The organism is Deinococcus deserti VCD115 (genome assembly GCF_000020685.1).
GTDB lineage: Bacteria > Deinococcota > Deinococci > Deinococcales > Deinococcaceae > Deinococcus > Deinococcus deserti.
This window is the reverse complement of record NC_012527.1, coordinates 201,394-227,569: the sequence shown is the minus strand read 5'-3', so window position 1 is coordinate 227,569 and position 26,176 is coordinate 201,394. Positions and strand designations below refer to the sequence as shown.

Genomic DNA, 26,176 nt, shown 5'->3' with positions numbered 1-26,176 from the left:
AGTTTGACCATGAGTATGATCATCGGGCACCGCGGCTCCCGTCATCTCTGGCCTGAAAATACCCTTGAAGGCTTCGGCCAACTCGTCAATTCGGGCGTCGAGGGTGTCGAGTTCGATGTCCACCTCACAGCAGATGACCAAGTGATCGTCATTCATGACGCGACTCTTGAACGAACGACACACAGTTCCGGCCCGGTCAGAACCCGGACGCTTTCTGAGCTTCAGTCCCTTCGACTGCGAGACAGCGTTGAAGGCCTTCCAAGCCTCGAACAGGTTCTGGAGGTGTTTCAGAACAGCGCCTTGGAACTCCACATTGAACTGAAAACAGACAGTACCGGGCAGCCCTATCCGGGGCTGGAAGCCCAGGTCATCGGCACTATCGCCCAATTCGGCCTTCAACAGCGGTCAGTCCTGACCTCGTTCAACCACGAGGTCCTCCAGAAAGTACGCCATCTTGACAGTTCTGCTCGTGTCCTCAGGTCGGTGGACCACAGCACCCTGGCGCAGGCAGGAGGGTTCAAACAAGCCATGATTCAGCTGGAGGCCCTTCCTGACCTGCTCGTCGCAGTTGAGCAGTCCCTATTAAAGGAGACCCTGCAGCAGTTCTCTGCCAGGTTTGGTGCTGACCGGTTGGGAGTCTGGGTCGTCAATCATGACGCTGATCTGAGGTACTGGTTCCGGCAACACCTCCGCCAGATCACGACAGATCGGGTTGATCTTGCGCTGCAGAGCAGGGCTCGCACCTGAAGGCAGGCTCATAATGGTACGAAGTTCACAGCATGAGCCAGCACTCCTGGGCTGACAATTGCGGAGCTCCATGCTTTGGTTGGTCCCCTTCCCAGGGGCTGAGGCGGTGTGGTCCGGAGGAGCTGGCGCTGGCCTGGCCTGCCGGAGCCAGCAATCTTGACCCTGAAGATGCGTCATGGCGTTCAGAACGCCGCACCGGGCAGTTGCTGCATGTCCGGGAAGGGGCGCGAGCTGGGGAGGTGGCGGGAACTGTCGACCAGGCTGCCCTCTGGTGGTGCTGGTGGTCTTTCGCCAGAAAAAGTGTGGCGTGCTTCAGCACAGTCACCCAACACCACTGCTCTTTGCTGGCCCTTGATTTCTACAGGAGCTCAACACCGGACCTCCCGCACCTGCGGCAGCCTCTGCAGGTCTGAGGACATTGATTCACCGGCAAGAGTAAGGATCTCTTTAATTCACTCTCGGAGAGCCTTCCAACTGGGCCAAGGCAGCTTGATCTTCCTTCAGCCTTGTCAGGGCCGGTCTCCCCGAGAATTCGGGGGATGTTCCGAGGAGCGCCGCGTTTGTTCATAGGAACAGGATTGCTGAGCTCGACGTGACATTCCATTTCCTGCCTGAAAGGACTTCCATGCCACGACCAACAAAAAACATCCAACAAGCTCAGCAGATAGCGCGGGAAGTATTTGGCTATGAGAACCTTCATCCTGCTCAACAGGAAGCTATTGCTTCAGTTCTGGGTGGGCATGACACCCTGACCGTGATGCCGACCGGCAGCGGGAAATCTGCCATTTACCAGATTGCGGCGTTGTCCCTGAGTGGACCTACCATCGTCGTGTCTCCATTGATCGCCCTTCAGCGCGATCAGGTTCTTGCACTGGAAACGTATTCGCCGGGTCAAGCCGCCTTGCTGAACTCAACCGTGCGACCGTGCGACCGGGAAGCTACCCTGGAAGCGCTGAGCATGGGTGACCTGGAGTTCCTGTTCCTCGCCCCTGAGCAGCTGAGCAACGAGGAGACCCTGGAACGGTTGCGTGCTGCCCGGCCCTCACTGTTTGTCGTTGATGAAGCTCACTGTGTGAGTGAATGGGGACATGATTTCCGTCCTGAGTACCTCCGGTTGGGTGCCGTTGTGGAGTCACTTGGTCATCCGACTGTCCTTGCCCTGACCGCAACTGCGGCTGCTCCTGTTCGCGCTGAGATCGTGCAGCGCCTGGGAATGCGTGATCCCCGGGTACTGGTCCATGGATTCGACCGCCCCAACATTCACCTGGCCGTGCGGCAGTTCGAGGACGCCGGCCTTAAACGCTCGGCTTTGCTTGATGACGTGGAGCAGTCGCAGACGCCAGGCATTGTGTATGTGGCGACCCGCAAAGCGGCCGACGAGCTTGCCAGCGACCTTCAGGCCCGAGGCATTCTGGCTTCGGCGTACCACGCTGGCATGGCCGCCTCCGCTCGTGAGGCTGTCCAGACGGGCTTCATGAACGATGAACTGGAGGTTATCGTCGCGACCTCAGCCTTTGGCATGGGCATTGACAAGCCCAACGTGCGCTTCGTGCATCATCTCAATATTTCCGGTTCAGTGGACTCGTATTACCAGGAAATCGGCCGGGCTGGTCGCGACGGTGGTTCGGCTGAAGCTGTGCTGTTCTACACCCCGAGTGACCTGCAGCTGCAGCGCTTTTTCTCCAGCAGTTCCCCGGTACAGGTCGACGAGGTCGAGCAGATTCTGCGTGTATTTGAGGAGCAGGCGGGGCCGTTGAACGCGGAACTATTGCAAGACGCCACCGGGCTCTCCCGGCCAAAGGTGTTGAACTGCATTGCCCGCCTGGAAGAGGCTGGCGTTCTGGAGTGCGATCCTTGCGGTGATATCACCGTTCTCGCCGCACCGGTCTGCGCATCAACCGCCACGCAGGTGACTGAGGCGCAGGAACATCGGCGTGCGTTCGAGCGCTCGCGCCTGGACATGATGCGCAGCTACGCTGAATGTACAGGATGCCGGCGCGAGTTTTTATTGAATTACTTCGGCGAGGCTCTCGCAACGCCATGCGGCTCCTGTGATACCTGCAAGGCAAAGCCTGAAGAGGGGAGGACAGCAGACTCAAAGCGTCCGCTGCCTCTGGGGATGAGGGTGGATCATCCAACCTTTGGCGAAGGGCTGGTGATGCACTACGAAGGCGACAAGATTACTGTGCTGTTCGACCAGCAGGGCTATCAGACCTTAGCTTTGGGAATCGTCCTGGAAAATAACCTGTTGACTCCCGCAGCCACAGCCTGACTGCCTGTGCGAAGGGGCGGCATCCGCACCCGTTATCGCCGGCTCCAGGACACGCCCCACGGGTAGACGCGGTAGCTGCTCAATGTCTCCAGACTTTCCTGGCCTTCTCCTGCTGGATTTTCTTCTGATCCTGACGGGGTACCTGACCCTGTACGGTGATACGGTCCAGAGGGGGCACTTGCGAACCCGGCAGAGGGCTCACTTGGCAGCGACCGATCGTTTGAAAGGGTCGTGCAACAGGCGTTCGGGTGAAGAAAAGCTGGAGACGCTTGCCGCGCACTGCATGCATCAGTGGAAAGGTTTTTCTGTCTCGGTTCTCGACCTGGGTCATTTCAAAACCATCAACGATTCGATGGGGCATGAACGTGGAGATCAGGTGCTCGAGGCGGTTGCGCACGTCCTGAATGAGTTGACCGGTCCAGATGACGTGTTGGTGCGTTGTGGTGGACAGGAATCCTTGCCGCGATCCTGGCAAGGAAGGCCACACAGGCCAGAGGCATCTCCGCATCCTGCGCGCTGTTCGTGATCTCCAGATTCGCGGATTTCACGACCATCAGGAGTGGATTGGCCTTACTCAGCGAAGCGAAAGAAGTGGAGGAACTCGTCACCCTGGCTGACCAGCGCATGTACCAGGCTATGGCCGCTGGACGCGACCGGTTGGGCTGAGCTCGTGGTGTGTGTTGATGGGCGTGCCGTTTTTCCAAGAAGGCAGGCAGTCATCATGCGCTCCTCTGAAGGGCATTTCAGGCATAGAACAGGAATCCCACCACGCTTGGAGCGATGGTGGGCAGGCAGCCCGGCAAGGGTGTGCAAATTCAGAGGACGCCTGTCAATGGGTGAGCCGGCCGTGCTGGTTCGCAAGAATGCGGAGGGCGACGCTGACCGTCGCGAGCATGGTGGCGGTCGTCAGTCCACCGCCCAGCCCGAGAAATGCGGCGCTGTGTAATGCGTGATACGCGACTTGCAGGGGTTCATTTCTGGCTGCACACAGCTGGGTGTAAATCTCAGTGCCCTGCTGGTGTACGTCCTCGCTGGCGCGAGAGGACATAAGGGCGATGTCCTGAGCATTGCGCTCAACCTGGCCGGCGAATTCGAGAATCATTTCGCGGGTGGGCTGGGTGCCGGGGAGAGTAGGGGAGAATTCGATGGCCGCGATCATCTGGAGGGTAAGGGCGATGCAGGTGTCGAAGGTCTGTTGGTTGTGCGTGGAATCCAGCGGAGCGCTGGCGGCGGCGGTCATGCCTTTAGCGTGCGGGGGAGAATGCGGGCACGTCAAGGTGAAATTCGTGGTCCACCGGTTCATGAAGCAGGAAGGCACCAGTAAGCCATCGCTCAGGAGCGGGGTGCGCTTCGGATCGTCGCACATGAGTACTTCGTCGTGCCTTTGAGGGAGGCTATGGAGAAATGCGGATTGCGGGCAACAGGGGTCGTGGAATGGCGAAGTTCAGAAGATGGACTGGTGGAACGGATGCATGTGGTAGGTCTGGCGGCCCGTGCCATATGGGTCGCCGTGTTTTTCGTCTTTGCTCTAAGCTGAACGGCTAGAGCGTAGCGTTCATTTGCTGTACGCCCCGGGACCCGCTGGTACGTCCTGCGAAGGAGACTGCGCTCCCGCCCGAAGTGGTCGGGTAGGCTGGGCAGGTGATGTTTCAGCCTGGCCGCCCTCTTCCTGCCGACTCTCAGACCACGCAGGAGCGCACGTTGTACCACCAGCCGCGGGCCTCTGGAGGAATGGCGACCATGACGCGACAAGGGGGTACGTGGCAATGGCGTGCGCTGCACGGGAACGCGCCGGACGGGTACGGTTCGGGCGGATGGACCGAGTTGCACAGATGGCTGGGGCAATGAGGACTACCCCTGAGAACCACTGGGGGCAGGCGTGTAACTGGTCGCTGAGACCGGGGGCATCAGCTGCTTCTGCGGTTGCTCCTTCAGGAGGTGCTTCTTCATAGCCGACATTGCGCGGAGTCAAGTCCGTTGGGTCAACAACCGGTGTTCCTGACTGTTCAAGGCGGTCACCGACCGCTGCTTCAGGCCCTTTGACCTAGACGCTCAGGTGCTCCGATCTCCGGGACCACGGAAAGGCGCTGGGTGAGAGAGTCCAGGGCGACCTGGATGTAAACAACCGCGGTCAGGACCACACGGCGCTGTCAAGTAAGTTACGGTCACTCCCTGCTGAACGAAGTGACCATGCTCTAGGATTCTGTCCACCCGGTTTGCCACGTCTGCCAAGGAGATCTGAGGGCCGCCAGGACCGGCACCACAGCTCCCTGACCTGTCAGTGTGTAGGCGAGCCTGCCTCGGCGTCCTTTGGGTACTGTTGCAGGACCGTCATGCACAGGTGCTGGAGGGAAATGCCGCCGGGAATGCGAGCGAGGGCGGTGATGTGGTGGCCTGCATCAAGGGGTTAAGAGGGCCTGACCGGTTCATCCTGTGGCGCTGAACAGTACGAGAATCGTGGCCGCCTGGCTGGAATATCAGGAGAATTGTCATGTCGCTGAGGCGAAAAGAGAAGCAGGAGGCAGAGTGACACTTCCGACCATCCCGGAAAGCCAGGACTCTTTTCTCCACGCATCTGGTCAACCGGCTGGCAAGCAAAAACCCGCCGCCCCGGGCGTTAAATGCAGGGGCAGCGGGATTGATATTAAGGCGATCTTCAGTCGGCAGAGAGGGCGGGTTCAGGGAGTGGGGCGACAGGGGTGCCGCGCATCTGGGCCAGCACACGCTCGCGGATATCGGCAAGCAGATCCGGACGCTCACTCAGGAAGGCAATGGCTTTTTCCTTGCCCTGCCCGATGCGTTCGTCCCCGTAGCTGTAGAAGCTCCCAGCCTTCTTGATCACCTCGAAAGTGGTGGCGAGCGTGACCAGGTCATCCATCGCATCGAAGCCGTGCCCATAGCGCAGCGTCAGCTCCACTTCCTTGAACGGCGGCGCGACCTTGTTCTTGACGGTCTTGACCTTGACGCTGTGCGACACTGCCACATTGTCGACCATGGTGGACTTGCCGCCCATCTTGCGTACGTCCAACCGGACCGAGGCGTAGAACTTCAGGGCCTTACCGCCGGTGGTGGTTTCGGGGTTGCCGTACATCACGCCGATCTTCTCGCGCACCTGGTTGATGAAGATCGCGGCGGTGCCGGTTTTGGAGACGATGCTGGTGAGTTTGCGCAGCGCCTGGCTCATCAGCCGGGCCTGCAACCCCGGGAGGCTGTCGCCCATCTCGCCTTCAATTTCCGCGCGGGGGGTCAGCGCAGCCACCGAGTCCACGACGACGACGTCGATGGCGCCGGAGCGGATCAGCAGTTCCATGATTTCCAGGGCCTGCTCGCCGTTGTCGGGCTGGGAGACCAGGAGGTCATCGGTGTTCACACCCAGGGCGCGGGCGTAGACGGGGTCGAGGGCGTGTTCGGCGTCGATAAAGGCGCAGGTGCCGCCGGCTTTCTGGGACTGGGCGATGATGCTCAGGGCGAGGGTGGTTTTGCCGCCGGATTCGGGGCCGTAGATTTCGGTGACGCGGCCTTTGGGGATGCCGCCGACGCCGAGGGCGACGTCGAGGCTGAGGCTGCCGGTGCTGATGGCCTGGACGTCGAGTTTGCTGTCGGCGCCGAGTTTCATGATGCTGCCTTTGCCGAATTGTTTTTCAATCTGGCTCATGGCGGTTTGCAGGGCTTTGTGCTGGTCGGTATCCATGGGGTCTCCGGGTGGGGGCGCTCTAGGGGCAGCCCCAGAACAGGGCGTTATGATTGCAGCATAATTGTAGCACATTATTTGATTCAATGCGGATTTCCCGCATGGGCCTGTTCCAGTTGTTGCCTGGTTGCCGGAGTCTGGCTGGAAAGACAGGTGCGAACATTCAGTAGCAGCCTGATCAACCGAAATCCGGCATTTATCCGGGCGAACGCTCAGAACGAGGTTGAGATCGCTGGTCATCTGGACGTCAGGGAGATGCGAATGGGATCGCTGCTGGCCGCACCGGTATTCACCAGGTGCTGAAAGAGCTCAGAGGTCGTCTTCCAGATCTATCGTCAGGCAGTTTCGGAGGACACGCGATCTTATCTTCAGGCAGTACCCGTAAAGACCGCATCACATTGCCGCTTGTGCTACAGCGACACATACAGAATTCAGGCCGCGCGTCGCGTGAACACAGGTGGTTGGCAGTGTCTGCAGATCTCAAGGAAAGCGTGCCCCTTTTTGAGGACATGCTGTCCATGAAGACGTTCTCAGCAGGAGCCGCCGCTTCCACCGTCACCACAACCGCTGTCACTGCCCCCGTTCCCAGGGCCGCCGCCATACATCGCCGCGGCCGCGCCTAATACCGTTACGTAGGGAGAATACGACTGCACTGCCCGTCGTGCCGTGGCTGATCCCTGGCGGCCCGGCACTTCCCATACCGCGGCGAGCAGAATGAAGCCCAACAATGTGGCGACGCCCGCCGGAAGGACATGGTTCACCGCGAGCAGTGCAAGGACCCCCGCCAACGTGACGCTGATCAGCGTGCGGGCGTGGCGCATCAGCCAGTTGTTCAGGGTCCTGCCAGGTGTGAGTCGGGGATCGTGCCAGACGTTGGCGGGTGCGGGGTGGCCGAACGTCGCCCGGTAGCGGTCAAGGGTGCTGGTGTAGACCTGTCTGCCTGATGAATCCCAGGTAGTGAGTAGCGACTCGCCGCCAAGTTCCAACAGAGCCTGCCAGTCGTCCGGTGCGACGCTTCGGTGCAGGTTATGGGCAAGCATCACGTGACGGCTCGGAGCAGCCGGGCCGCTGGTTGCGAGGGCAAGGAAGCGTCGGTACTCGGTGAGCACGAGAGAGGCGTGTAGACCCGACCAATGGTGGGTAGCCGCCAGGGCCTGGCAGAAGCCATCCGGGAAAGGGTGGTCAAGCAGGGCGGCGGTGACAGGGTTGGTGCGGAGGGTAGGGGTCACGAGGAGCTCCTGAGAGAGGACAGAACAGATGGTGGCCGGTGAGGTGGTGCTGTTTTTGAATATGCATATGAGCCCCTACGGGTTCCCGTAGGGGCCGGTGATGCGCAAGCATCTGCACAAATGAATGCCACCCATATAGGGCGGCATTCATTTGAGAGTGTTCTACCGAAGATTGTAACCCTGTCTCTGTCGTCCTACTTCACGTGCGGAATCGGACGGAATCAGTGAAGAGAGTCTGGTTTACTTTGTGTTGCGTGCGCCAGCGGATTTGCCTGCTGCAGACTTTCTGCCTGAGCCGGACTTCTTGACTACAGCTGTTTTCTTGCGGCTGTTACCCAGCTTCTGACCTTTCGAGAAGCTTGCTTCCATCTTCTCACGGGTCGCGGCGGCCAGGGCTTTGAAATCAATCAGGCCAGCCTCGATGTTCTCGAGTGTCGGCTTGACCTTCGCCCCACGCCGGTTGGTTGCCAGTTCCATATTCGTGCGCTCGAACCACTCCTCAAACTCCGGTGTCACTTCAAATGCCATATCTTTGACGTCGCGGTTGTAGGTGCCTTCTTGCCCACGACGGCTGAATTCTTTTGGCAGGGTGAAACGCTGTGGGAGTTCGGCGGCTTCAATAATCCCCTCACGCACTGCGGTACGGAACGCTTTTACGAAAGCATCACTACGCTGGGGGTTGGTCAACTTCTGGACTTGTTCGCTCAATGTCATGTAAGGCATTGATCCCAGAGTACACGAAAATCAGATAATTGCTACACCTATTAACTTCCCCGTGTATCCCTAGGTGATCAGCCGAAATGCATAGGGTCACAGGGTTCTTCGTCTGACATCAAGAAGAGTTGCCTGGTATAGTCCAGCTGTCAGCATTACAAATGCCTTACATCCTCAAGTGGGCTGTGCTGCTTCAAAAAGATCATCTGCTTCGAACCGGGAATGTGTCATCCCAAAGATCTATCTCATTGCCGCCCAGGTATGGTTGGGAGTGCCATCTATCTCCTGATTGGTTTTCAGGTTGATCCAGCATTTTCTTTTTTAAGGAGTTGACTGCCTTAGATGAAGGACTCAACAGGAAATTTTGTTGCCCCGACCACTCGTATTCAGGTTGTTTGGGCCCTTTTTTCTGGGTGTGGATATCATAGTCATATCGCAGGGAAACTGGACGCCAGCTCCTGCCAACTTCATTTAGGACCGACTGGTGTTATTGGCGCCACTTCACAACGGCCTTTTCACCTGTAAGATATACGCAACATCATTGCGCGTCAGGGGCCCTTCCACTTACAAAAAGAGGAACCAAAAGGGGATAAGAGCAAGGAATGAAACAGTGTATTCTCAAAAAGGAAGTATTACAGGCATAGAAAGCTGCATTGATTTGTCTCCCAATAGTCTTTACTGCTTCTCAAATGTTCCTGTTTGTTGCGGGAACAGATCTTTCAGTAATCAGGTCAGCCTTTTCCGAACTGGAAGTGGTTTGGCTATGGCCATTCGCACGGGCAAGTCCTCAACCGCCCGTGAGCTCACTCTATTAGTAAGCGCCCAAGGTGCTCCTGCATAGTACTTGTCTGCCTGACCAGTGGTGGGTTCAAGCACGGGAGAAGATATTTAGGCCTGTATCGCCTGGAAGGTCCAATACAGCTGAGGAAGGCATTGCTCACCTGTATTTAGGCGCGACTAAGGCATTACCCATCGCTTATACGACCTTGCTTATTCCAGGACATATTCATTCTATTGGTTGGTCTTCCTGAAAGGGCGAGATTTGCCTTGTGTGCCGTTCAGCGCTTGCTGTTGTACGACCAAATATGTCTCATTCTCTAAAGAAAGGTACTCGGCTGGCTTGCCAATAAGTTAGAAATGCGTCGATCTGGTGGAGGAACGTCGCGAACTCTGAGGATTTTACGAGGTAAGAGCTGGCATGCAGGCTGTACGCCTCGTGAATGTCCCGCTGCGCGCTTGAGGAGGAAAGCATCACCACCGGAATGTGGCGGAGTCTGCGGTCCTGTTTGAGATATTCGAGCATCTCGAAGCCGGTGATCCCGGGCATATTGATATCAAGCAGGATCACGTCCGGAAGGGGCGTGGATTTTAGAAGTTTGAGGGCTTCGTGGCCGCTGTGAGCGGCGGTCAAAGCGCAGGAGGGGCAGACCTCATGGAAAGCTTCCTGAGCAAGGAGGAGGTCTATGGGATTGTCGTCCACGAGAAGGAAATGCGAAGGCGCGACAGGCATGGGAGCTTCAGCATAAGATGCCGAGTTGCGTCAGTGTGGTCGATTTGTGGCGAAGTAAATTGAGGTGAAGTGTACGGCACAATTTTCTGGCTTGAGGTGTGAGTAGCCCTTGTATGAGGCCCGAAGCCAGGCAGAATTGCGGCGCAAGCGCTGGCTTTATGAAGATAATAGTTCAGGAGAATCTTGCGCCATCCTGCTCATAGACAGAGAAGGAGAAATTGCCTGTATTCAGGGCAATTTTGTCCAATCATGTGTCGCCTTCATTTATGGATTCTTTATAAGAAATCAATTGACATTTCTGAGATACTCGTTATTGTAGAGCATCTGCAAGTTAAGGAGACTTGAGTTGCAGGCGGTGATGAACCCAGGTGTGGGTTCCTCCCTGAAACCGAAAAAGGCAAATCCGCCGCGAGACGGAGACGCAAAGCTACCGGGACCCACGAGGTCGGCCGAGTTACCGAAAACAAGGGAGTACCGTACCCATGCTCTATGCATTCAACCCTTTGGTCGTTGCTGCTGTTTTGAGCCTGCTGCTCGCTTCCTGCTCGAGCGCTCCTGAGGCTCCTGAGGCTCAGGCATCCAACGTTAATGTGGCTACCAAAAGCCCTATCCGGAGTTCCATCGTCGGCAGCTGGCGAGACGACTTCAACGCTCTTGACACCACCCGCTGGGCCCTGTCGAACAGCGGCTGGAAACCCTTCTGGGCCAAAGACGGCCTGAACGGCACCTGGAACCCCGCGAACGTCACCGTCAGCGGCGGCTACCTTGTCATGAAGCTCGATGTCACCCCTGGTCTGGTCGCCAGCGCTGCCGAACTCGCCACCCACGCCAAATACGGCTATGGACGGTATGAAGCCCGTCTGCGCGCCGCCAGCAGCAGCGCCAACCCTGCCGTGCGTGGCCATGGTGTGAGCGGCAACATCACCGCCTTTTTCAACTTCGTCAATGATTCGCAGACCGAAATCGACCACGAAATCGAAGGGCAAAACCGCACCACCGACTGGATCGGCACCTGGCAGACCACCAACCGTCATGACTACGGCACTGGCGGTACCGGCACCGACCTGTCGCAGGACTTCCACACGTACCGCTGGGACTGGGCGCCCACCAAGGTGGACTTCTATATCGACGGCGTGCTCAAACGCACGATCACCAGCGTGGTGCCGGCGACCGAAGCGCACCTGATGTTCAACCTGTGGCCGACAAACTCCACACTGTGGGGGGGCAAAAGCACAGCAGGCACCCAGTACATGCTCGTCGATTACGTCAGCTTCACCCCAAGCCACTGATGACTCAGTCATGGCCGGTTGTGTGCGTTGGATCTGGACTGAGTGGCCGAGTGAGTTGCTGCAGGTAGATAACCTTACAGGCTGGAGAGAAGGTGGTCGAATTTTAGGGGGATGGCTCTGCGCGAAGCAGAATGAGGGCTGAGCCGGCGTGCCTACCCGAGTGATGTGGACGAGGAAACGTACGGGTTTCTGCTGCCTTACCTGACACTGAGCCCGGAAGATGCCCCCATCGTTCGGTTGCTACAGGAGTCGACTTTCTGCTGCACGTCACACGCTTTGAAGTGTAGTCAGGCTGCTGACACAACTTCAGGAGTCAGGCATAGCGATGCTGTCGAGCACTCGGTTGGAAGGGCGCTTCGTGCTCCGGTGTGCGATCACGAACCACCGGAGCACGAATGCGGACTGTGAAGTGCTGGTGGATTACGTCAGTAGGATCGGCCGTACCCTGCAGGACGACGAGGCAGCCGATCACTCAATGACGGGTGCTACTTGCTGGTGCTTACCGACGCCATCGTTTCTGATATGGCGGTCGTGTTGTTCTGGGCCTTTTTATCGGTGATGAAGGGAGCGACTTGCGACGTGGCCATCTGGCTTACGGTCATACTTGTCTGGAGTCATCCCCAGCTTCATCGAGAGCTGCTTACTTGCCGCTCTCACGCCTTCCAGATACTGCCTCTGCTTTTCCTCGTTGAGCCGCATCAAGGGACCGGCAACACTTAACGAGGCCACCACCTGGCCTTGAAAATCGAAGATTGGGGCAGCAATCGAGAACGTCTCCTCCTCGAGATCGGAGATGGCGACGTGAACACCGTCGACCCGAATTTTATGCAGCTCCCGCTCCAGGACTGCTGGATCCGTAATGGTGCTGGATGTGAACCGTTCGAGTGGCGTGCGGAGCAGGTCGGCGAGAACCTTGTCCGGTGCATAAGCCAGGAGCACCTTGGACGAGCCCCCAGCGTGCAGGGGCCCGATCCGGCCGACCCGGGCAAACATCCGGACGGGATGAGGGGAGGTGCGTACGTCGATCACCAGGGAGTGCTGCCCCTCGCGCACCACAAGATGAATATTCTCACCCGTATGTCGAGCCAGATCATCAAGCACTGGCCGCGCGGTCTGGGTCAGTGAGTGCTGCTCTTGAGCCTGCTGCCCCAGGATCAACGCGGCAGACCCCAGGTGAGCGGCGTGGTCGTCGTCGAGCCTGACGTAACCCAGATGGGCCAACGTCTGGAGGATGCGGTAGACCTTGCTTTTGGTCATGCCCGCCTGTGCAGCGAGCTGCGGAATTTTGAGTGCAGGAGTCTGCCCGACTAATGCAAGCACCCGGAGGCCGTCCTCCAATGCGGAAATGATGTATTCAGGCGGTGAATCGTGCATTGGACTTGACTTTCTCATACGGTGACCTCACACTACACGCAAACAACAATCCATTGAGTGAACCGTTAATTCATCTGGTGAATCACAGGGAGATGTTATGCTGCGCGCCGAAGAACGTCAGCTTCTCGATGCCGTCACACTCGACCGACCGTGGGAACTGATCACGACGTTCTCTACCCTCAAGCGGGAGCACCCCAACGACGTACGGCGCGCCGCAGAGCACATCGAGCGACACCTGCGAGAACTTGGCATTCCGGTTGAGATTCATCAGCCTGAGCTGTTCCTGAGCTTGCCCGGACAGGCCAGTGTATCGGTCGGCGGCACGACCTTCTCGGCCAAACCCATGGCCATGAGCGCAATCTTCCCGGAGGGATTGACCGCTCCACTGGTGTATCAGCCCAGCCAGTACGCAGCAAACGCCGACGACATGTTCTCCAGCTCACTGCTCGACGGCGAGGTGGATGTCGCCGGAAAGATCGTGGTCACGGAGGGCTTCGGGATGCCGGGCAAGATCCGGGAGCTTGAACATCGTGGCGCGCTCGGGGTCATCGCCATCAACCCCGGAGCCCGCGCGCACTGGGGCATCTGCACCAGCATTTGGGGAACGCCCGACCTACACGATTTGCCACGTAAACCCCGGGTGGCCGTCGCCAATGTGAACCGGCCCGATGGCGACCGGCTGATCGATCTGGCCAGAGCGGGCGCCGAGGCGGTCTTCAAGACCAACCTGGAGGAAGGCTGGTTCGTGTCTCCCGTGCCTGTCGTGACCATTCCCGGCACGGAAGACCCGAAGAGTTTCGTCCTCCTGCACGGCCATTACGATTCATGGGACTACGGGGTCGGTGACAACGCTGTCGGCGACGCAACGCTCCTGGAGGTGGCCCGGAATCTCTGGAACAACCGCGCCCAACTCCGCCGCAGCGTGCGCATCGCGTGGTGGCCTGGACACTCTACTGGCCGCTACGCGGGCAGCACGTGGTTTGCCGATCACTTCGCCCTTGAGCTGTACCGCAACTGCATCGCCCAGATCAACTGTGACTCGCCGGGATGTCGCTGGGCCACTGAATACAAGGATGTCAGCGTCATGGCCGAGGCCACTGCCTGGGCGGGGGACATCATCCGCGACGTGACTGGACAGGACATGCAGGCCGAGCGGCCCGTGCGGGCCGGTGACTACTCCTTCAATAACATTGGTCTCAGCGGCTTTTTCATGCTGTTGTCCACCATGCCTGATGACTTGCGCGCTGAGAAGGATTACTACGCGGTCGGTGGCTGCGGCGGCAACATCGCCTGGCACACCGAGGATGACACCCTAGAGGTGGCCGACCGGGACATCCTGCTCAAAGACATCAAGATTTACCTGCTGTCGGCCTACCGAACGGCAAACCAGACGATTATCCCTTTCGACTATGTCCAGACCCTCAACGAGTTCGATCAGACGATCGCAGAGTATGGCGAGGGGATCGGGACGGCCGTCGACCTCGGCCGAGTGAGGGACGCCGTCGAGACGCTGAGAACCGACGTGCGTGAATTGATGCGAGCAGCGCGCAGCCTGAATGGAGAGTCCCTCACTTCCCCCCAGGTTCGGCGTGTGAATTTCGCTCTTATCACCGTTGCTCGTCACCTTGTGCAGGCCAACTACACGCGGTCACCTGCCTTCTTCCACGACCCGGCAGAGCATGTGCCTCCTCTGCCTGATCTCGCCGTACTCCAGACCCTGCAGAGCGCCGACGACTATCAGCGCGGCTTCATTCTGACCCACGCCACCAGAGGACTCAATCGCCTGCTCGCGCACCTCGGGGATGCCCAGGTTGCCGTCAGAGACGCCCTGAATCACCTTGAGCTTCCCGTCAAAGGAGGAACATCATGAATCGTACGCTGATGGCTCTGGGCTTCGCCCTCGTGTGTGGTGTGGCAGGCGCGCAAGCCAACATTCTCCAGCTGCCACTGATCAACGATCCGATCATGAACCCGCTGATCGCGCCGGACCTGGGCAGCATCCTCGTGAACAAGGTGATTTTCCCTGGTCTGGTGAGGCCAGACGAGAACCTCCAGCCGGTGCCGGATCTGGCCAAGAGCTGGACGATCACGAATGGCGGTCTGGTCTATACCTTTGTCCTGCGCGACGACGTCCGCTGGCACGACGGCAAGCCGTTTACAGCCCAAGACGTTGTTTACACCTTTAAAACGGCCATCGATCCCAAGAGTGGCTCACGGCTGGCGTCGGACTTTAATTCCATCAAATCCGTGGAAGCGCGGGGCAATCACACGGTCAGATTCGTCCTCTCCCGGCCCTTCGCGCCTTTTCTGATCCTTCTCGGGCACAATGCCGGTATTTTGCCGAAACACCTGCTGGAAGGCAAAGATCTCAGCTCCAATACGGCCTTCAATCGTCAGCTGCCCATCGGCACCGGGCCATTCAAGGTTTCGCGCGTTGTTCCGGGCGCCAGCGTGACCCTCGTGGCGAACAAGGACTACTACAGGGGCGACCCTAAGCTCGCTGGAATCACCTTCAAGATCGTCCCGGATCTGAACACGCAGGTGGCGCAGCTGCGATCGGGCCAGCTCGACTGGGCGACCCTGGAGCCGAGCAACCTGGCCAGCGTGCAGAATGTGCCGAACATTGCCATTAAAGAAGCTAACGCCATCCAGCACTTCCTGGTGTTCTTCAACCTGAAAAATCCCCTGTTCACGGCTCCCAAGGTGCGTGAGGCCATGCAGTATGCGGTCAACCGCAAGGCCATCATCGACGGCATTCTGAAAGGCTACGCGGACTACCCTACCGGAACCATTCCCACCGCGCTGCGCACCTACTACGACAAATCCATCAAACCCATCGCCTACAATCCGGCGCAAGCCCTCAAGCTGCTCGCTCAAGCCGGCTGGAAACCCAATGCGCGGGGCACGCTGGTGAACTCTAAAGGCGAACCCTTCAAGTTCACACTGATTGTGGACAAGGGCAACGCGACCCGTGAGCAGGCGGCGCTGGCTGTGCAGCAGGATCTCAAGAAGATCGGAATGGACGTGACCCTGCAAACCCTGGAATTCGGTACCCTGGTGCGCGATTACCTGATTCCCGGCAAGTACGACGCCAACCTGATCTGGTGGACGACGCCGCCCGATCCCGATCAATACTCGTTCTACGCCACCGGCCAGGACAACAACGAGGCGTCCTGGAGCAATGCGCGGGCCGACTCCCTGCTCAAGCGCGGGCGTGAGACGGTCGATCCGAAAGCCCGCAAGAACATCTACAACGCCTATCAGCGCCTGACCATGCAGGATCCGCCGGTGCTCGTCTTGTACTATCCCAAGGAAATACAGGCCATCAATAAGGACCTGACCGGTGTTCCAGATCTGGGCATCCGCGACGCCCTCCGGTACACCGAGCGTTTTCAGCTGCGCTGATGCTCAGCCCCGGCTATATTGCCCGCCGCGTCGTCCACGCGCTGGTGGTTCTCGCTGTGGTGGCCGTCGTGACGTTTTTTATCGTCCGGCTGGCCCCCGGCGGGCCGGCGGCTCTGGCCGACCCAGCCCTGCGGGATGCCGAACGGGCGGCCATAGAGGCGAGACTGGGCCTGAACGACCCCCTGCCGGTCCAGTTCCTCAAATTCGTGGGCAACGCCCTGCGCGGCGACCTTGGCGAGAGCTTCCTGTTCGGGACACCCACCACCCAGGTCATCGCCTCGCGAATCGGCAACACGCTGATCCTGGCAGGCGCGGCCCTGACGCTTACGCTGCTCGTCGCCGTTCCCCTCGGCACGCTCAGTGGTCTTCGGCCCCATTCCTGGATTGACCGTATCGTCAGTTTCATCAGTGTGGTGGTGCTGGCCATCCCAGTCTTCTGGTTGGGCCTGATCCTGATCATCGCCCTGGCTGTCTTGCGTCCAGTTCTGCCAGCGGGCGGCATGTACACCACGGGTATGGAGGGTAATCTGGTTGACCTTCTGCGGCATCTCCTGCTGCCAGCAGTCGTGCTGGCGAGCGCGTCCATCGCAGAACTGCTGCGGTACACCCGCTCCAGTGTCCGCAGCGCCGCCAAGTTGGACCATGTCCGGACAGCCCGCGCCAAGGGGCTCCCCCAGCGAACTGTTCACCTGCGCCACGTCCTCAAAAACGCCCTGATTCCTGTTGTAACGGTCATCGGCCTTCAACTCCCCCGGCTGGTCGGGGGGGCGGCCGTCACAGAAACGATCTTCGCCTGGCCCGGAATGGGTCGTCTGAGCGTCGAGGCAGCGCTGGGACGGGATTATCCCCTGATCCTGGGCGTGACGCTGGTGGTTGCCACCGCGGTCGTGCTGTTTAATCTGCTGGTAGACCTCGTGTATCCCCTCATTGACCCCCGGATCCGCACCGATGGCTGAGATGACGATTACGAGTGCTCATCGGGCCCAGGCTCCAGCCCAGCGGTCATGGCGGCGGCTTCGCCGCGATCCGGTTGCTACCTTATCCGCTGCTACTCTGGTGCTGGTCGTGCTGTTTGCCTTTCTTGGACCGGTCGTGCGGCCCGTTGACCCAGACGTTCTTGATCTCGGCCGCCAGTTGGCGCCCAGCACTCTGGCTCATCCTCTCGGCACAGACGAGAGCGGCCGGGACGTCCTGGTCCGGTTGATGCTGGGCGGGCGCATCAGCTTGATGGTCGGTCTGTTCGCTGTACTTGTCTCTGTCAGTGTCGGGACACTGGTGGGAGCGTTGGCAGGCTTTTATGGGGGCTGGCTCTCTGGTTTCCTGATGCGGGTTACAGACGGCATCCTGGCTCTCCCAGCCTTTTTCCTGAGCGTCCTGACCCTTACATTCTTTGGCCCTGGTCTTGTGCCCCTGGTGCTCGTGATCGGGCTGACGTCCTGGATGGGTCTGGCCCGGCTGGTGCGCGGGGAAGTGCTGAAGTACCGTGAGGAACAGTACGTCGAAGCGGCCCGGGCCCTCGGCAGTCACGATAGCCGGGTACTTTTCCGGCACATCCTTCCCCAGATCCTGCCCACCTTGATCGTCAATGCCAGTGTGGGGATCAGCACCGCCATCTTGGCTGAGTCGGCCCTGTCCTTCCTGGGCCTGGGCATCCAGCCTCCCAACGCCAGTTGGGGAAACATGCTCAGCGGCGCACAAAACTACTTCTATACCGCGCCCCGTCTGGCCGTATACCCCGGTCTCCTGATCCTCATCACGGTACTCGCCACGAACCTGTTAGGCGACGCTCTCCGTGACGCCACCGACCCAACCGACTGAACAGATCGCCAGGAGGCCATATGCAACCTAAACGCTACAGCGGCTACAAGTCCTTTTCCTATCTCAAGCCCGGCGAGGACTACAAAGAATTCCGGCTGAGTCCTGAGCTTCAGCGGGTTGACAGCAGTCCGGTTGCGGTGACCTCGGAGCAGGAGGAGCGGGTCAAGCGGATCTTTCAAGAGCAGCTGATCATTTCGCTCCATGACCACTGCTTCATCGCGCCAGAGGATTTGAGTGAATTCATGGAATTCCGGCGTTGGGGGCGTGATTTCACCGGGTATGAGGGCCTGAGTATATCCGGCCTGGATGCGGTCTTCGACAACCTGATGAATGGCACGGCGATGATTACCTCGCGTGGGGGATGGAAGTGGACGGACATTATCCATGACCTGGGAATCCGGCTGTCAGACATCGACCATCAGGACATGGTGGTGCTTTGCCGCACGACCGAGGACATTGTCAACGCCAAGAAAAATGGCCAGATTGCCTTCATTGTCTCGCTCGAGGGTGCGGCGATGATCGAGAATGAACTTGACCGCATCGACATCCTGTATGGCCTGGGTGTGCGCTGCCTGGGCATCGCTTACAGCGAGGGCAACCAGCTTGGTGGCGGTCTTAAGGAACCGCGTGATGGTGGCCTCACCACCTTCGGCCGTCAGGCTGTGAGGAGAATGAACCGCTTGGGCATGGCGATCGATGTCAGCCACTCCGGCGACCAGACCTCGTTGGACACCATTGAGGTGAGTGACAAGCCTGTCTTTATTACTCACGCCGGTGCCCGGCAGCTGTGGAATTCCAACCGCCTGAAACCTGACGACGTGATCCGTGCGTGCGCCGAGAAGGGAGGCGTGATCGGGATTGAGGCGGCTCCTCACACAACCATCTCAGTGCGGAATCCGCGCCACAGCATTGAGTCATTCATGGAGCACTTCGAGTACTGCGTGAACCTGGTCGGCATTGATCATGTGGCCTTCGGGCCAGACGTCCTGTTTGGAGACCATGTTGGCCTGCATACGGCCCTGAGTGATGCCTTGTCCATTGGTGCTTCGCGTGGTCACTTGGAGTATGAAAAAGTGCCGTTTGTGGACGGGCTGGAAAATCCCGCAGAGGCGTTTCCGAATATTGTGCGCTGGCTGGTGACTCACGGGTACAGCGACGATGACATTGCTAAGGCCGTTGGAGGTAACGTCATGCGGGTATTAAAGGAGGTCTGGTACCGATGAAGCCTAGCTTCGCGAGCCTGCCAAATATATGTATTTCAGGCCTGTATCCGCCAGCCCAAAGCCTCCACGGTGCAGCAGACTACTGGACTCTCTAAATCATTTTTGCTGTTCACACTGAGAGTGCCCTGCTCATATGAGTAGGGCACTCTCAGTGCAGTACTCGGGCTTACGTACCTTCTTTGACCAGGGCTTCCTGCGCGAACAGACTCAGGACGCCGGCGGCGGTGACATCGGCCTGCCCGTGTCCGCCGATGCCTGCAATGCCCGCGATCACCAGGAAGATCACCACGCCGTCATTGAAAAGGCTCTCCCCAGCTATCAGGGTTTCGATTTTGGCGGGCACCCGGGCACGTTTGAGCAGGTCCAGCACGGCGACGGGGTCGGTGGGACTAATCAGGGCGCCGAACAACAGGGCCCAGAGGAAGGGCACGTTCAGGCCCACCAGGTCAAACACGGCTTAGGCCGCAAGGCCGATCAGCACTGGGCTGAGGAGGATGCTGATCACCGCGTGGGTCAGGATGCTGGCGCGTTGCCGGAGTAACTGGCGGGCATCCAGGCCGAGGGCACCGGCGAACAGCAGGATGCTGGCCAGCGCACCGGCCAGGGTGACGCCGACCGTGGTGGGAAAGCGCAGGTACCGCTCGTTGAGAAAGGCCAGCAGGGCCGCCATAACCAGCAGCACGGCAAAGGCAGTCAGCATGACGCTCACAATAGTCCGCTCCCGCTGTTCACAGTGCCCGGCAAATCGCTAACGCTGAAGGGCTATCTGTACACCGAGATCATCTCCGACGACGTTTTCCTGCAGCGCGCCAAGGACTTCATCAGCGAGGGCTTGCGCTTGGGCCAGCTGAAGCCGGTCGTGTCCAAGGTCTTCAAGCTGGACGACATCCAGGAGGCGCACCGTTACCTGGAATCGAACGAACAGATCGGCAAGATCGTCGTCAACGTCTGAGCGCCCTGGAGCTTGGGAGGGGGAACGGCCTGGGTGGCGAGCCATATGCGGACCCATTTCACGGGGCTGATCAGGTGGCAGCAAACCCCGCATCGGCCTGGGCCAGCGCCATGACCCGCTGGAACTCTGGACTGTCGGGTGTCCAGTCCGGCGTCAGGAGCGATATGGGCGTGGCTCCTCCCAGCCAGGAGCGTGGACGGGTCCACCACCGCCCGCCCGCCCGACTCAGACAGAGTGCTCCGGAGCAGCCGACAGACAGCAATCACCGCCTCCCGGCGCGTGCCGGCTTGCAAAGTGAGAATGGCGCCGACCAGGACACTCACCAGCTGCTCCCACAGGTCATCGCCCAGCAACAGCCGAACACGGCCTTCAGGCAGCAGGAACGCCTGGAAGGCCTCAACCATTTCATCCCTGGCATGCACTCTCCGTTTGGGATGTTCCTCAGCGGCGTGAAGGGCCAGGAGGATGGTGCCGCCGAGCGCTTCCAGATCCAGGGCCAGAGGCGGAGACATCATGTGGGCGTGGCGTTTTACGTTGAGGGCGAGCGACCTTCAGGCTGTGACCAGCGCGTCAACAGCTGGCAGTGCGGAGGTTCACCCCTTCACTTTCGGATTCTCAATATTGTTTTGTCCTGTGAAGATTCGCTCCTCGCTGTGAATAAAGGGGCTAAAGATGATGTCAGTACTAGGCTTCCATAGCCCAGGCAACATAGAGCAACAGGATGTCTCGCCGCGCCTGTGCCGCTTCCTGATGGTCGTGACAGGTGAGAGTGCGCATTTCAATTCAACTACGGTTGCCGGTTCGAATTTCAGCCGCACAGACCCTAGAAGGACTCCTTGTCCTGAACCCTCAGGCGGAAGGCGTTGTCCGCCGCTTATGCTCCATCCATGGTTGAATCCTGGATGATTTACGGGGCGACCGGCTTTACCGGTCGCCGCATCGCCGCCCAGGCGGTGCGTCAGGGCTTGCGGCCAATTCTTGGAGGGCGTTCGCGGGACGCCCTGGAGGCTTTAGCACAGGAGTTGCGCCTGGAGTACCGTGTCTTTGACCTGACCTCCTCGGGACAGGCCGCCGCGCACCTGCGCGACATTCACGTGCTGCTGCACTGCGCCGGGCCGTTCTCGGCGACGCACGCCCCCATGCTGAACGCCTGCCTCGCCGCGGGCACGCATTACCTGGACATCACTGGCGAGATCCCGGTGTTCGAGGCGTTGCATGCACGCTGGGATGAACTGCGCGAGGCGGAGCTGACTGGGGTTTCTGGGGTGGGGTTCGATGTCGTGCCAACGGACGGTGTGGCAGCCGTGATCGCGCAGCATCTCCCCACTGCCAGGCGCCTGCGTCTGGCGATCAGCTTGACGGAGGTTAGTCCCGGCACCGCGAAGACCTCTGTGGAATTGCTGGCGATGGGGAGTCGTAGCCGTCAGGGAGGCCTGCTGGTGGAGGAACCGCTGGGGGTCCGCCTGTGGACGGTGTCGCACGAAGGCCGGGAGTTCAGCGGCGTGAGTTTTCCTTGGGGGGACGTGGCAACCGCCTACTACTCCACTGGCATTCCCACCGTGGAGACGTACCTGGCGGTGCCAAAAACCCGCGTGCCTCTGTTCCGCGCGGTGAACGTGTTCCTGCCTCTGCTGCGGTTGCCCACTGTGCAGAACGCCCTGAAACGGGTGGCAGGGCGGGCGACCGGTCCCAGCGAGACGCTGATGCGGGAGGGGCGCTGTGTGGTGTGGGGAGAAGGGACGGACGCGCAGGGGCGGACTGTCCACGCCAGGCTGGTGGGCCCGGAGCCGTACGCGTTCACGGTGGTCGCCGCGCTGGCTGCGGTTCGGCGGATGCTGGCGGGCGGTGTTCCCACCGGGGTGCTCACGCCGTCGTTGGCGTTTGGAGTGGACTTCGCGGCGACGCTGCCTGGGGTGACCCTCAAGGTGAGTGACTCAGCCGCAGTGTAGGGAGCGCCGACCAGGACGCCATACTGAGGGCGCGGTCAGCAAGTGAACTCCTCGCTGTCGAAGGACCCCGGGGCTTCTGACCCAGGAGGGTATAGACCTGCGGGGGGTACGCGTGGGACGACCCGAACAGTCCTGGTCTGGCTGTTCGCTTCGCACGGTGTGACCTGACGTCAACGGGCTACCAACCCGCAGGCCAGTTCCACTGCTCTCTCGTACGGCTGGGCGTTGACGGTGCCGTGGTTCCGCAGGGTGTCTGTAACAATCCGGAACAACAGCGCCCGCACAAAGCACTGCGCGAAGTCAGGCCACTCGTCCGCCGTGGTCAGCAGGCGTTCGTCTGCCCCTTCCCACACCAGCGCGTCAGCCACCACGATGCCCGCGGCGTACGCGACCGGACGCCAGTACAGTGACAAGTCGATCACAGCCGGAGTGTTCCCGTCCAGGAACAGCACGTTGCCCGTCAGGTCGCCGTGAATCAGCTGGGCGGGAGCCACAACCGGACGCCGGAGCGCGGCCAGCGTCCGGACCACTGGAATGCTCAGGTAAGCCTCAATGGACTGCTCCCCCCACGCCACGCGGTCAGCGTGTGCCCACGCATCACGGCGGGCACCCAGAAATTCAGGAAGGGGCAAGGGTGCCAGCGCGTCGTGAAGTTCGCGGGCTACCTGAAGTATGTCGTCCCACCGGCCCGGCTCGTGGCAGCCGGGGAGGAACGTCCAGGCTGCCCATCCTTCAATGAGGTACGTTCCGTGCCGACTGAGGTGAGGTGTACAGAGGCGCAAGCGTGCAGGCGCGAGTGCGGCGAGTGTTGCGGCCTGCCAGCACAGTTCGCCTTCGGTGAGGTCAACCGGCTTGAGGATGCAGTTCCCGGCATGCCAGGTGGTCCCCCGTCCACCAGCGAGCAGGCGTGGGCATGAGTCCTGAAGGCCGAAGGCGTTGAGAACTGGGGCTGGCGGGGGGCGCACGGTGGAAGTTCAGCATACGCCGGCAGGTCAGCATTTCAGCGAAGTTGAGAAGAAGTGATGTGCGTGGATTCGTCTTCCGTCGGAGCTTGGAACACGTGCACCCACTCCAGCAGTTTTGTGGTGGTATCTGGAAGGTTCCTTGTGGCTGCCGTGCGTTTCTGTCCGCAAGCCTCGACAGCAGCACAGCTTCTGGCGCATGCAGGTAATGCACGACGCTGTCCGCGCCGAGGGCTGCAGCTCGCGTCCGGTAGTCGTCACGTTCGCTTTTTGCCCAGAAACCAAAGTCGAGGATGACATCATTGCCGAGCTGCAACGCTCGAGCCGCCACATCCCACATCATTTTTTCGATCACCTGATGCCGCGCATCGTGCTCCGGGTGCACGAAATCCAGCGTGAAGTCATGGCCGAACAGCCGGATGTGCCAGTCGTCCAGCGTGAGCCGCAACGCGGGTTGATCACGTTCAAGTTGTTTTGAGTAGGTGGTTTTGCCCGCACACGGGAGACCAACAATAAGATGGAGGGTTGGCATACGCATTCACCTCAATGGCTGCTCTGTTCACTGCTTTATTGGCGGCCGTCGAAGATCAGGGAAGATGCTCACCAGCCTGCCAGGTCATCTTTGAGGTCATCGGCGGCCAGTTGAGCGTACACTTTACGGGTGGTGTCCACCGATTGGTGCCCGAGGTGGGCAGCCACCCGACCGAAATCCTTGACCTGCTGTAGGAGGCGGGTGCCGGCGTATTTTCGTCCTGGGTGAAACCCCCTGAACTTTACGCCCGCGACCTTGAAGGCTTTCTCGATGTGATTCCTGGCCGTCATCACGCTGGCGTACCGGAAGACATGTGTTGAGGACGTCGTACGTTTTCCATCCGGATGGTCCGGGCCTCCAGGGCCGAAGAGACCGCGGTAATGCCGCGTCGCCCGCGCCAGACTCGTGCTCATGGCTACGATGCGGGCTTTGCGGCCTTTCCCGGAGCGCACGTGAATCCTCTTGGCGGTTTCATCCAGGTCGTCCCACTCCAGCGCGAGGGCTTCACGAATGCGCAAGCCCGCATGAGCGGTGAGGAAGAGCAGGAATTTCGCGAGTACATCTGCTTTTTCTAGGACGTCCGCGAGTTTGTCCTCACTGTAGGGGGGTCGTTTAATAATTCCTGGCGTGCGGTCTTTCGGAACACGCTGTGCCAGAACGCGGCCCTCTACCGCCTGGTTCCAGCGCCCTCGGAGGACGGGCCACTGGTGACGGTGGAGAACATTGAGTCGGGCCGCATTCACTTTCAGGCGCTGGCATAAGCGACAAGGGAGGAGTTGCAGCTCAGGTTTAAGCAGCGAGCGGCGTGCCGCGTTGCGCAAGTGAAGGACTGAAGGTCAGGGCGCTTTACTCGGAGCCGCCGGGTGTTCTATGCGGTTCGCCACCACGGTGGCCTTGAACGGGTGATGGTCCGGCAACTCGTCATTTGCAGGGCATGCTGGGGCCGGTGGGTGTGCAGGTGAGGCAGGAGTTGCTGGCGGTACAGGCGTGGTGGTCAGGGACTTTAAGCCGGGCTACCACCTACACTGACCTCCAGGTATGGACATCGTCGACGCGCAGGTGCATTTCAATCTCCTGGGGTCCCTGGAATCGGGGATGGCAGCCATGGATGCGGCTGGCGTCAATGCGCTGCTCTACGACGAATACTGGTCATTCGATTCTCAAAATCGCATCCTGCCAGGGTACGAACTTCCTGGGGGCGCGTTCCGTCAGGTGTTTCCTCTTGCCGAGGAAGCAGCACTCCGGTACCCCGAGCGTTTCGCATACCTGGTACGTTTCGATCGCCACGATCCTGAACTCGACGCTCTTATCGCCACCATCAGGACCATGCCGCAGCGCAAAGCCTTGAGGATCGTACCGTGGACACCCGAGGGTTTCCATCAATTTGCCGAAGGTGCTGACGAACCAATTTTTGCAGCTGCGCAGCGGCATGGAGTTCCAGTGTTCGTGCTGCTGCCTGGCCGCACCCGGCTACTCCACCGTTACCTGCATGCTTTCCCTGATGTGCCGGTGATTGTCGATCACTGCGGCGTGACGCTCGCTCCAGGGCGCCTGCATGATGACCGGGTATCGGGTTTCGATGACGTCCTCGCGCTCGCCCAGTTCCCCAATGTTGCCCTTAAATGGAGTCATGCGCCGCGTCTTTCAGCCGGCGACTACCCCTACGCGGATGTGTTGGCTATGCTTCTTCGTGTCGTGGCAGCGTTCGGTCCTCAGCGCGTCATGTGGGGCAGTGACCATACCCAGAGCAAGGATCATCATTCCTGGGCAGAATCGCTGTATTACATTCGCGATACTCCGGAGCTTTCGGATGAGGAGAAGGGCTGGATTCTCGGCCGCAGTCTGCGTTCCGTCCTGCAGTGGCCTGCACCCTCAGGCGCATCATTCGGCACACCCTAGACCGAAGTGATCCGCTGTATGGCGCTCGGGTGAATGTCCCGAGCGTAAGCACGCCGCTTAGGCACCTTGAAGTGACTCGTTCCAGCACGTGGAAATCAAGCCAAATCGCAGCACTGCAGCTCTTCTACGACCGTCACTTTCTTCCCGGTGATCAGTTCGTAGATCCACACCAGGGCGGGATTCTTATGCCACTGGTACCCCGCTCCCGCGGCAGCCTCCGCCTTCAAGGTCTGCAAGTACATGCCGCTCACCACCTACTGTACGGCCGAAGTCACCAGCCGTCCCCCGTACTCGTGTAAAACGAAGACTGCCCCCGGGGATGCCACACCCAGAAGGTGTACTACCCGTTCGTCCCATCTACCGTCTGATTCCGGGTCGTCGACGGTCCCGGCACGAACCCCGCGACATAACTCTGCACGCCCACGCCCTGGCCCACTTCCTCCACGTCCACATTCATGCCGGCCGGAGACCCGGTGTAGTACGCTCCCGTCCGCTCGCCGCTCTCCGTCTGCGCCACGATGATCGACCTGCCGCACTGCAAGTCGCCGTGTCCCGCGACCGCTTCTGCGCACCGTTGTACGAGGGAATCAGCACACTCGCAAGCACGCCA

The 26,176-nt window shown here is 59.7% G+C and carries 25 protein-coding genes, 2 pseudogenes and 1 riboswitch; of the genes and pseudogenes, 14 read left to right on the top strand and 13 right to left on the bottom strand.

What is annotated here, in order from left to right; all coding sequences use genetic code 11:
• Positions 1-9 precede the first annotated feature (9 nt).
• From DEIDE_RS14320 to DEIDE_RS19230, 4 genes are all read left to right on the top strand, one after another.
• Positions 10-747: a glycerophosphodiester phosphodiesterase family protein gene (locus DEIDE_RS14320; protein ID WP_012694692.1), complete on the top strand. Its 738-nt coding sequence runs from the start codon at positions 10-12 to the stop codon at positions 745-747.
• Between the two features lie 625 nt (positions 748-1,372).
• Positions 1,373-3,019 (top strand): RecQ family ATP-dependent DNA helicase, encoded by a 1,647-nt coding sequence (locus tag DEIDE_RS14315; RefSeq protein ID WP_012694690.1) that lies wholly within the window; start codon positions 1,373-1,375, stop codon positions 3,017-3,019.
• An 82-nt stretch (positions 3,020-3,101) separates the two neighbouring features.
• Positions 3,102-3,545, top strand: a complete 444-nt coding sequence (locus DEIDE_RS19920; protein WP_012694689.1) for a GGDEF domain-containing protein — start codon at positions 3,102-3,104, stop codon at positions 3,543-3,545.
• Positions 3,542-3,685 (top strand): hypothetical protein, encoded by a 144-nt coding sequence (locus tag DEIDE_RS19230; RefSeq protein WP_162485662.1) that lies wholly within the window; start codon positions 3,542-3,544, stop codon positions 3,683-3,685. The genes DEIDE_RS19920 and DEIDE_RS19230 overlap by 4 nt, the downstream gene beginning before the upstream one ends.
• A gap of 163 nt (positions 3,686-3,848) precedes the next feature.
• Here DEIDE_RS19230 and DEIDE_RS14300 read toward each other — a convergent pair whose 3' ends face one another.
• The 5 genes from DEIDE_RS14300 to DEIDE_RS14280 form a co-directional block, all read right to left on the bottom strand.
• Positions 3,849-4,259: a hypothetical protein gene (locus DEIDE_RS14300; protein WP_162485661.1), complete on the bottom strand. Its 411-nt coding sequence runs from the start codon at positions 4,257-4,259 to the stop codon at positions 3,849-3,851.
• A 1,416-nt stretch (positions 4,260-5,675) separates the two neighbouring features.
• Positions 5,676-6,710, bottom strand: a complete 1,035-nt coding sequence (gene recA / locus DEIDE_RS14295) for a recombinase RecA (protein WP_012694687.1) — start codon at positions 6,708-6,710, stop codon at positions 5,676-5,678.
• Positions 6,711-7,240: 530 nt separating this feature from the next.
• Complete coding sequence (locus DEIDE_RS14290) at positions 7,241-7,939, bottom strand: glycine-rich domain-containing protein (RefSeq protein ID WP_012694686.1); 699 nt, start codon at positions 7,937-7,939, stop codon at positions 7,241-7,243.
• A 240-nt stretch (positions 7,940-8,179) separates the two neighbouring features.
• Entirely contained in the window at positions 8,180-8,662 is a 483-nt protein-coding gene (locus tag DEIDE_RS14285) for a hypothetical protein (protein ID WP_012694685.1), read from the bottom strand.
• A gap of 1,081 nt (positions 8,663-9,743) precedes the next feature.
• Entirely contained in the window at positions 9,744-10,163 is a 420-nt protein-coding gene (locus DEIDE_RS14280) for a response regulator (protein ID WP_012694683.1), read from the bottom strand.
• Between the two features lie 386 nt (positions 10,164-10,549).
• Positions 10,550-10,625, top strand: a riboswitch (cyclic di-GMP riboswitch).
• 128 nt (positions 10,626-10,753) lie between these two features.
• Here DEIDE_RS14280 and DEIDE_RS14275 point away from each other — a divergent pair.
• Positions 10,754-11,452, top strand: a complete 699-nt coding sequence (locus DEIDE_RS14275) for a glycoside hydrolase family 16 protein (protein WP_012694682.1) — start codon at positions 10,754-10,756, stop codon at positions 11,450-11,452.
• 138 nt (positions 11,453-11,590) lie between these two features.
• Positions 11,591-11,680: pseudogene (locus DEIDE_RS19225) on the top strand (IS5/IS1182 family transposase); the annotation flags it as partial.
• Positions 11,681-12,001: 321 nt separating this feature from the next.
• Here DEIDE_RS19225 and DEIDE_RS14270 read toward each other — a convergent pair.
• Positions 12,002-12,826 carry an IclR family transcriptional regulator gene (locus tag DEIDE_RS14270; RefSeq protein ID WP_242402992.1) on the bottom strand — a complete coding sequence of 275 codons (825 nt, stop codon included), beginning with the start codon at positions 12,824-12,826 and terminating at the stop codon, positions 12,002-12,004.
• Positions 12,827-12,923: 97 nt separating this feature from the next.
• On the opposite strand from DEIDE_RS14270, the gene DEIDE_RS14265 reads away from it, so the two are divergent.
• The 5 genes from DEIDE_RS14265 to DEIDE_RS14245 are packed head-to-tail and all read left to right on the top strand — an operon-like array spanning position 12,924 to position 19,272.
• Complete coding sequence (locus DEIDE_RS14265) at positions 12,924-14,696, top strand: M28 family peptidase (protein WP_012694680.1); 1,773 nt, start codon at positions 12,924-12,926, stop codon at positions 14,694-14,696.
• A complete protein-coding gene (locus DEIDE_RS14260; RefSeq protein WP_012694679.1) occupies positions 14,693-16,231 on the top strand; it encodes an ABC transporter substrate-binding protein in 1,539 nt (512 codons plus the stop codon). Before DEIDE_RS14265 ends, DEIDE_RS14260 begins: the two co-directional genes overlap by 4 nt.
• On the top strand, positions 16,231-17,187 hold the full coding sequence (locus tag DEIDE_RS14255; RefSeq protein ID WP_012694678.1) for an ABC transporter permease: 957 nt from the start codon (positions 16,231-16,233) through the stop codon (positions 17,185-17,187). The genes DEIDE_RS14260 and DEIDE_RS14255 overlap by 1 nt, the downstream gene beginning before the upstream one ends.
• Before the next feature lies 1 nt (position 17,188).
• Positions 17,189-18,049: an ABC transporter permease gene (locus tag DEIDE_RS14250; RefSeq protein WP_012694677.1), complete on the top strand. Its 861-nt coding sequence runs from the start codon at positions 17,189-17,191 to the stop codon at positions 18,047-18,049.
• 20 nt (positions 18,050-18,069) lie between these two features.
• Positions 18,070-19,272, top strand: a complete 1,203-nt coding sequence (locus tag DEIDE_RS14245) for a dipeptidase (RefSeq protein WP_012694676.1) — start codon at positions 18,070-18,072, stop codon at positions 19,270-19,272.
• A gap of 166 nt (positions 19,273-19,438) precedes the next feature.
• On the opposite strand, the gene DEIDE_RS19640 is transcribed toward DEIDE_RS14245, so the two are convergent.
• Together DEIDE_RS19640 and DEIDE_RS19635 are read right to left on the bottom strand one after the other, a co-directional pair.
• Positions 19,439-19,726, bottom strand: coding sequence for a cation:proton antiporter domain-containing protein (locus DEIDE_RS19640; protein WP_049760547.1), 288 nt, complete (start codon positions 19,724-19,726; stop codon positions 19,439-19,441).
• A 3-nt stretch (positions 19,727-19,729) separates the two neighbouring features.
• The gene (locus DEIDE_RS19635) at positions 19,730-19,972 is read right to left on the bottom strand and encodes a hypothetical protein (RefSeq protein WP_049760546.1); all 243 of its coding nucleotides are present in this window, start codon (positions 19,970-19,972) and stop codon (positions 19,730-19,732) included.
• Between the two features lie 33 nt (positions 19,973-20,005).
• Here DEIDE_RS19635 and DEIDE_RS14235 point away from each other — a divergent pair, with 33 nt between their 5' ends.
• Both DEIDE_RS14235 and DEIDE_RS14225 read left to right on the top strand, forming a co-directional pair.
• Positions 20,006-20,224 carry a zinc-binding dehydrogenase gene (locus DEIDE_RS14235; RefSeq protein WP_012694673.1) on the top strand — a complete coding sequence of 73 codons (219 nt, stop codon included), beginning with the start codon at positions 20,006-20,008 and terminating at the stop codon, positions 20,222-20,224.
• A gap of 887 nt (positions 20,225-21,111) precedes the next feature.
• Complete coding sequence (locus DEIDE_RS14225; protein WP_041227735.1) at positions 21,112-22,173, top strand: saccharopine dehydrogenase family protein; 1,062 nt, start codon at positions 21,112-21,114, stop codon at positions 22,171-22,173.
• Between the two features lie 170 nt (positions 22,174-22,343).
• Here DEIDE_RS14225 and DEIDE_RS19220 read toward each other — a convergent pair whose 3' ends face one another.
• The 3 genes and pseudogenes from DEIDE_RS19220 to DEIDE_RS14210 form a co-directional block, all read right to left on the bottom strand.
• Complete coding sequence (locus DEIDE_RS19220; RefSeq protein ID WP_041227733.1) at positions 22,344-23,138, bottom strand: TIGR02569 family protein; 795 nt, start codon at positions 23,136-23,138, stop codon at positions 22,344-22,346.
• A gap of 205 nt (positions 23,139-23,343) precedes the next feature.
• Positions 23,344-23,667 (bottom strand): annotated as a pseudogene (locus DEIDE_RS18675) (P-loop nucleotide/nucleoside kinase family protein); the annotation flags it as partial.
• A 68-nt stretch (positions 23,668-23,735) separates the two neighbouring features.
• Positions 23,736-24,410: a tyrosine-type recombinase/integrase gene (locus tag DEIDE_RS14210; RefSeq protein WP_012694669.1), complete on the bottom strand. Its 675-nt coding sequence runs from the start codon at positions 24,408-24,410 to the stop codon at positions 23,736-23,738.
• A gap of 295 nt (positions 24,411-24,705) precedes the next feature.
• Here DEIDE_RS14210 and DEIDE_RS14205 point away from each other — a divergent pair, with 295 nt between their 5' ends.
• Complete coding sequence (locus DEIDE_RS14205) at positions 24,706-25,566, top strand: amidohydrolase family protein (protein ID WP_012694668.1); 861 nt, start codon at positions 24,706-24,708, stop codon at positions 25,564-25,566.
• Positions 25,567-25,661: 95 nt separating this feature from the next.
• Here the strand turns inward: DEIDE_RS14205 and DEIDE_RS19215 are convergent, their stop codons facing one another.
• Both DEIDE_RS19215 and DEIDE_RS19210 read right to left on the bottom strand, forming a co-directional pair.
• Complete coding sequence (locus DEIDE_RS19215) at positions 25,662-25,808, bottom strand: hypothetical protein (protein WP_162485660.1); 147 nt, start codon at positions 25,806-25,808, stop codon at positions 25,662-25,664.
• 98 nt (positions 25,809-25,906) lie between these two features.
• Complete coding sequence (locus DEIDE_RS19210) at positions 25,907-26,083, bottom strand: hypothetical protein (RefSeq protein ID WP_162485659.1); 177 nt, start codon at positions 26,081-26,083, stop codon at positions 25,907-25,909.
• Positions 26,084-26,176: the final 93 nt, after the last annotated feature.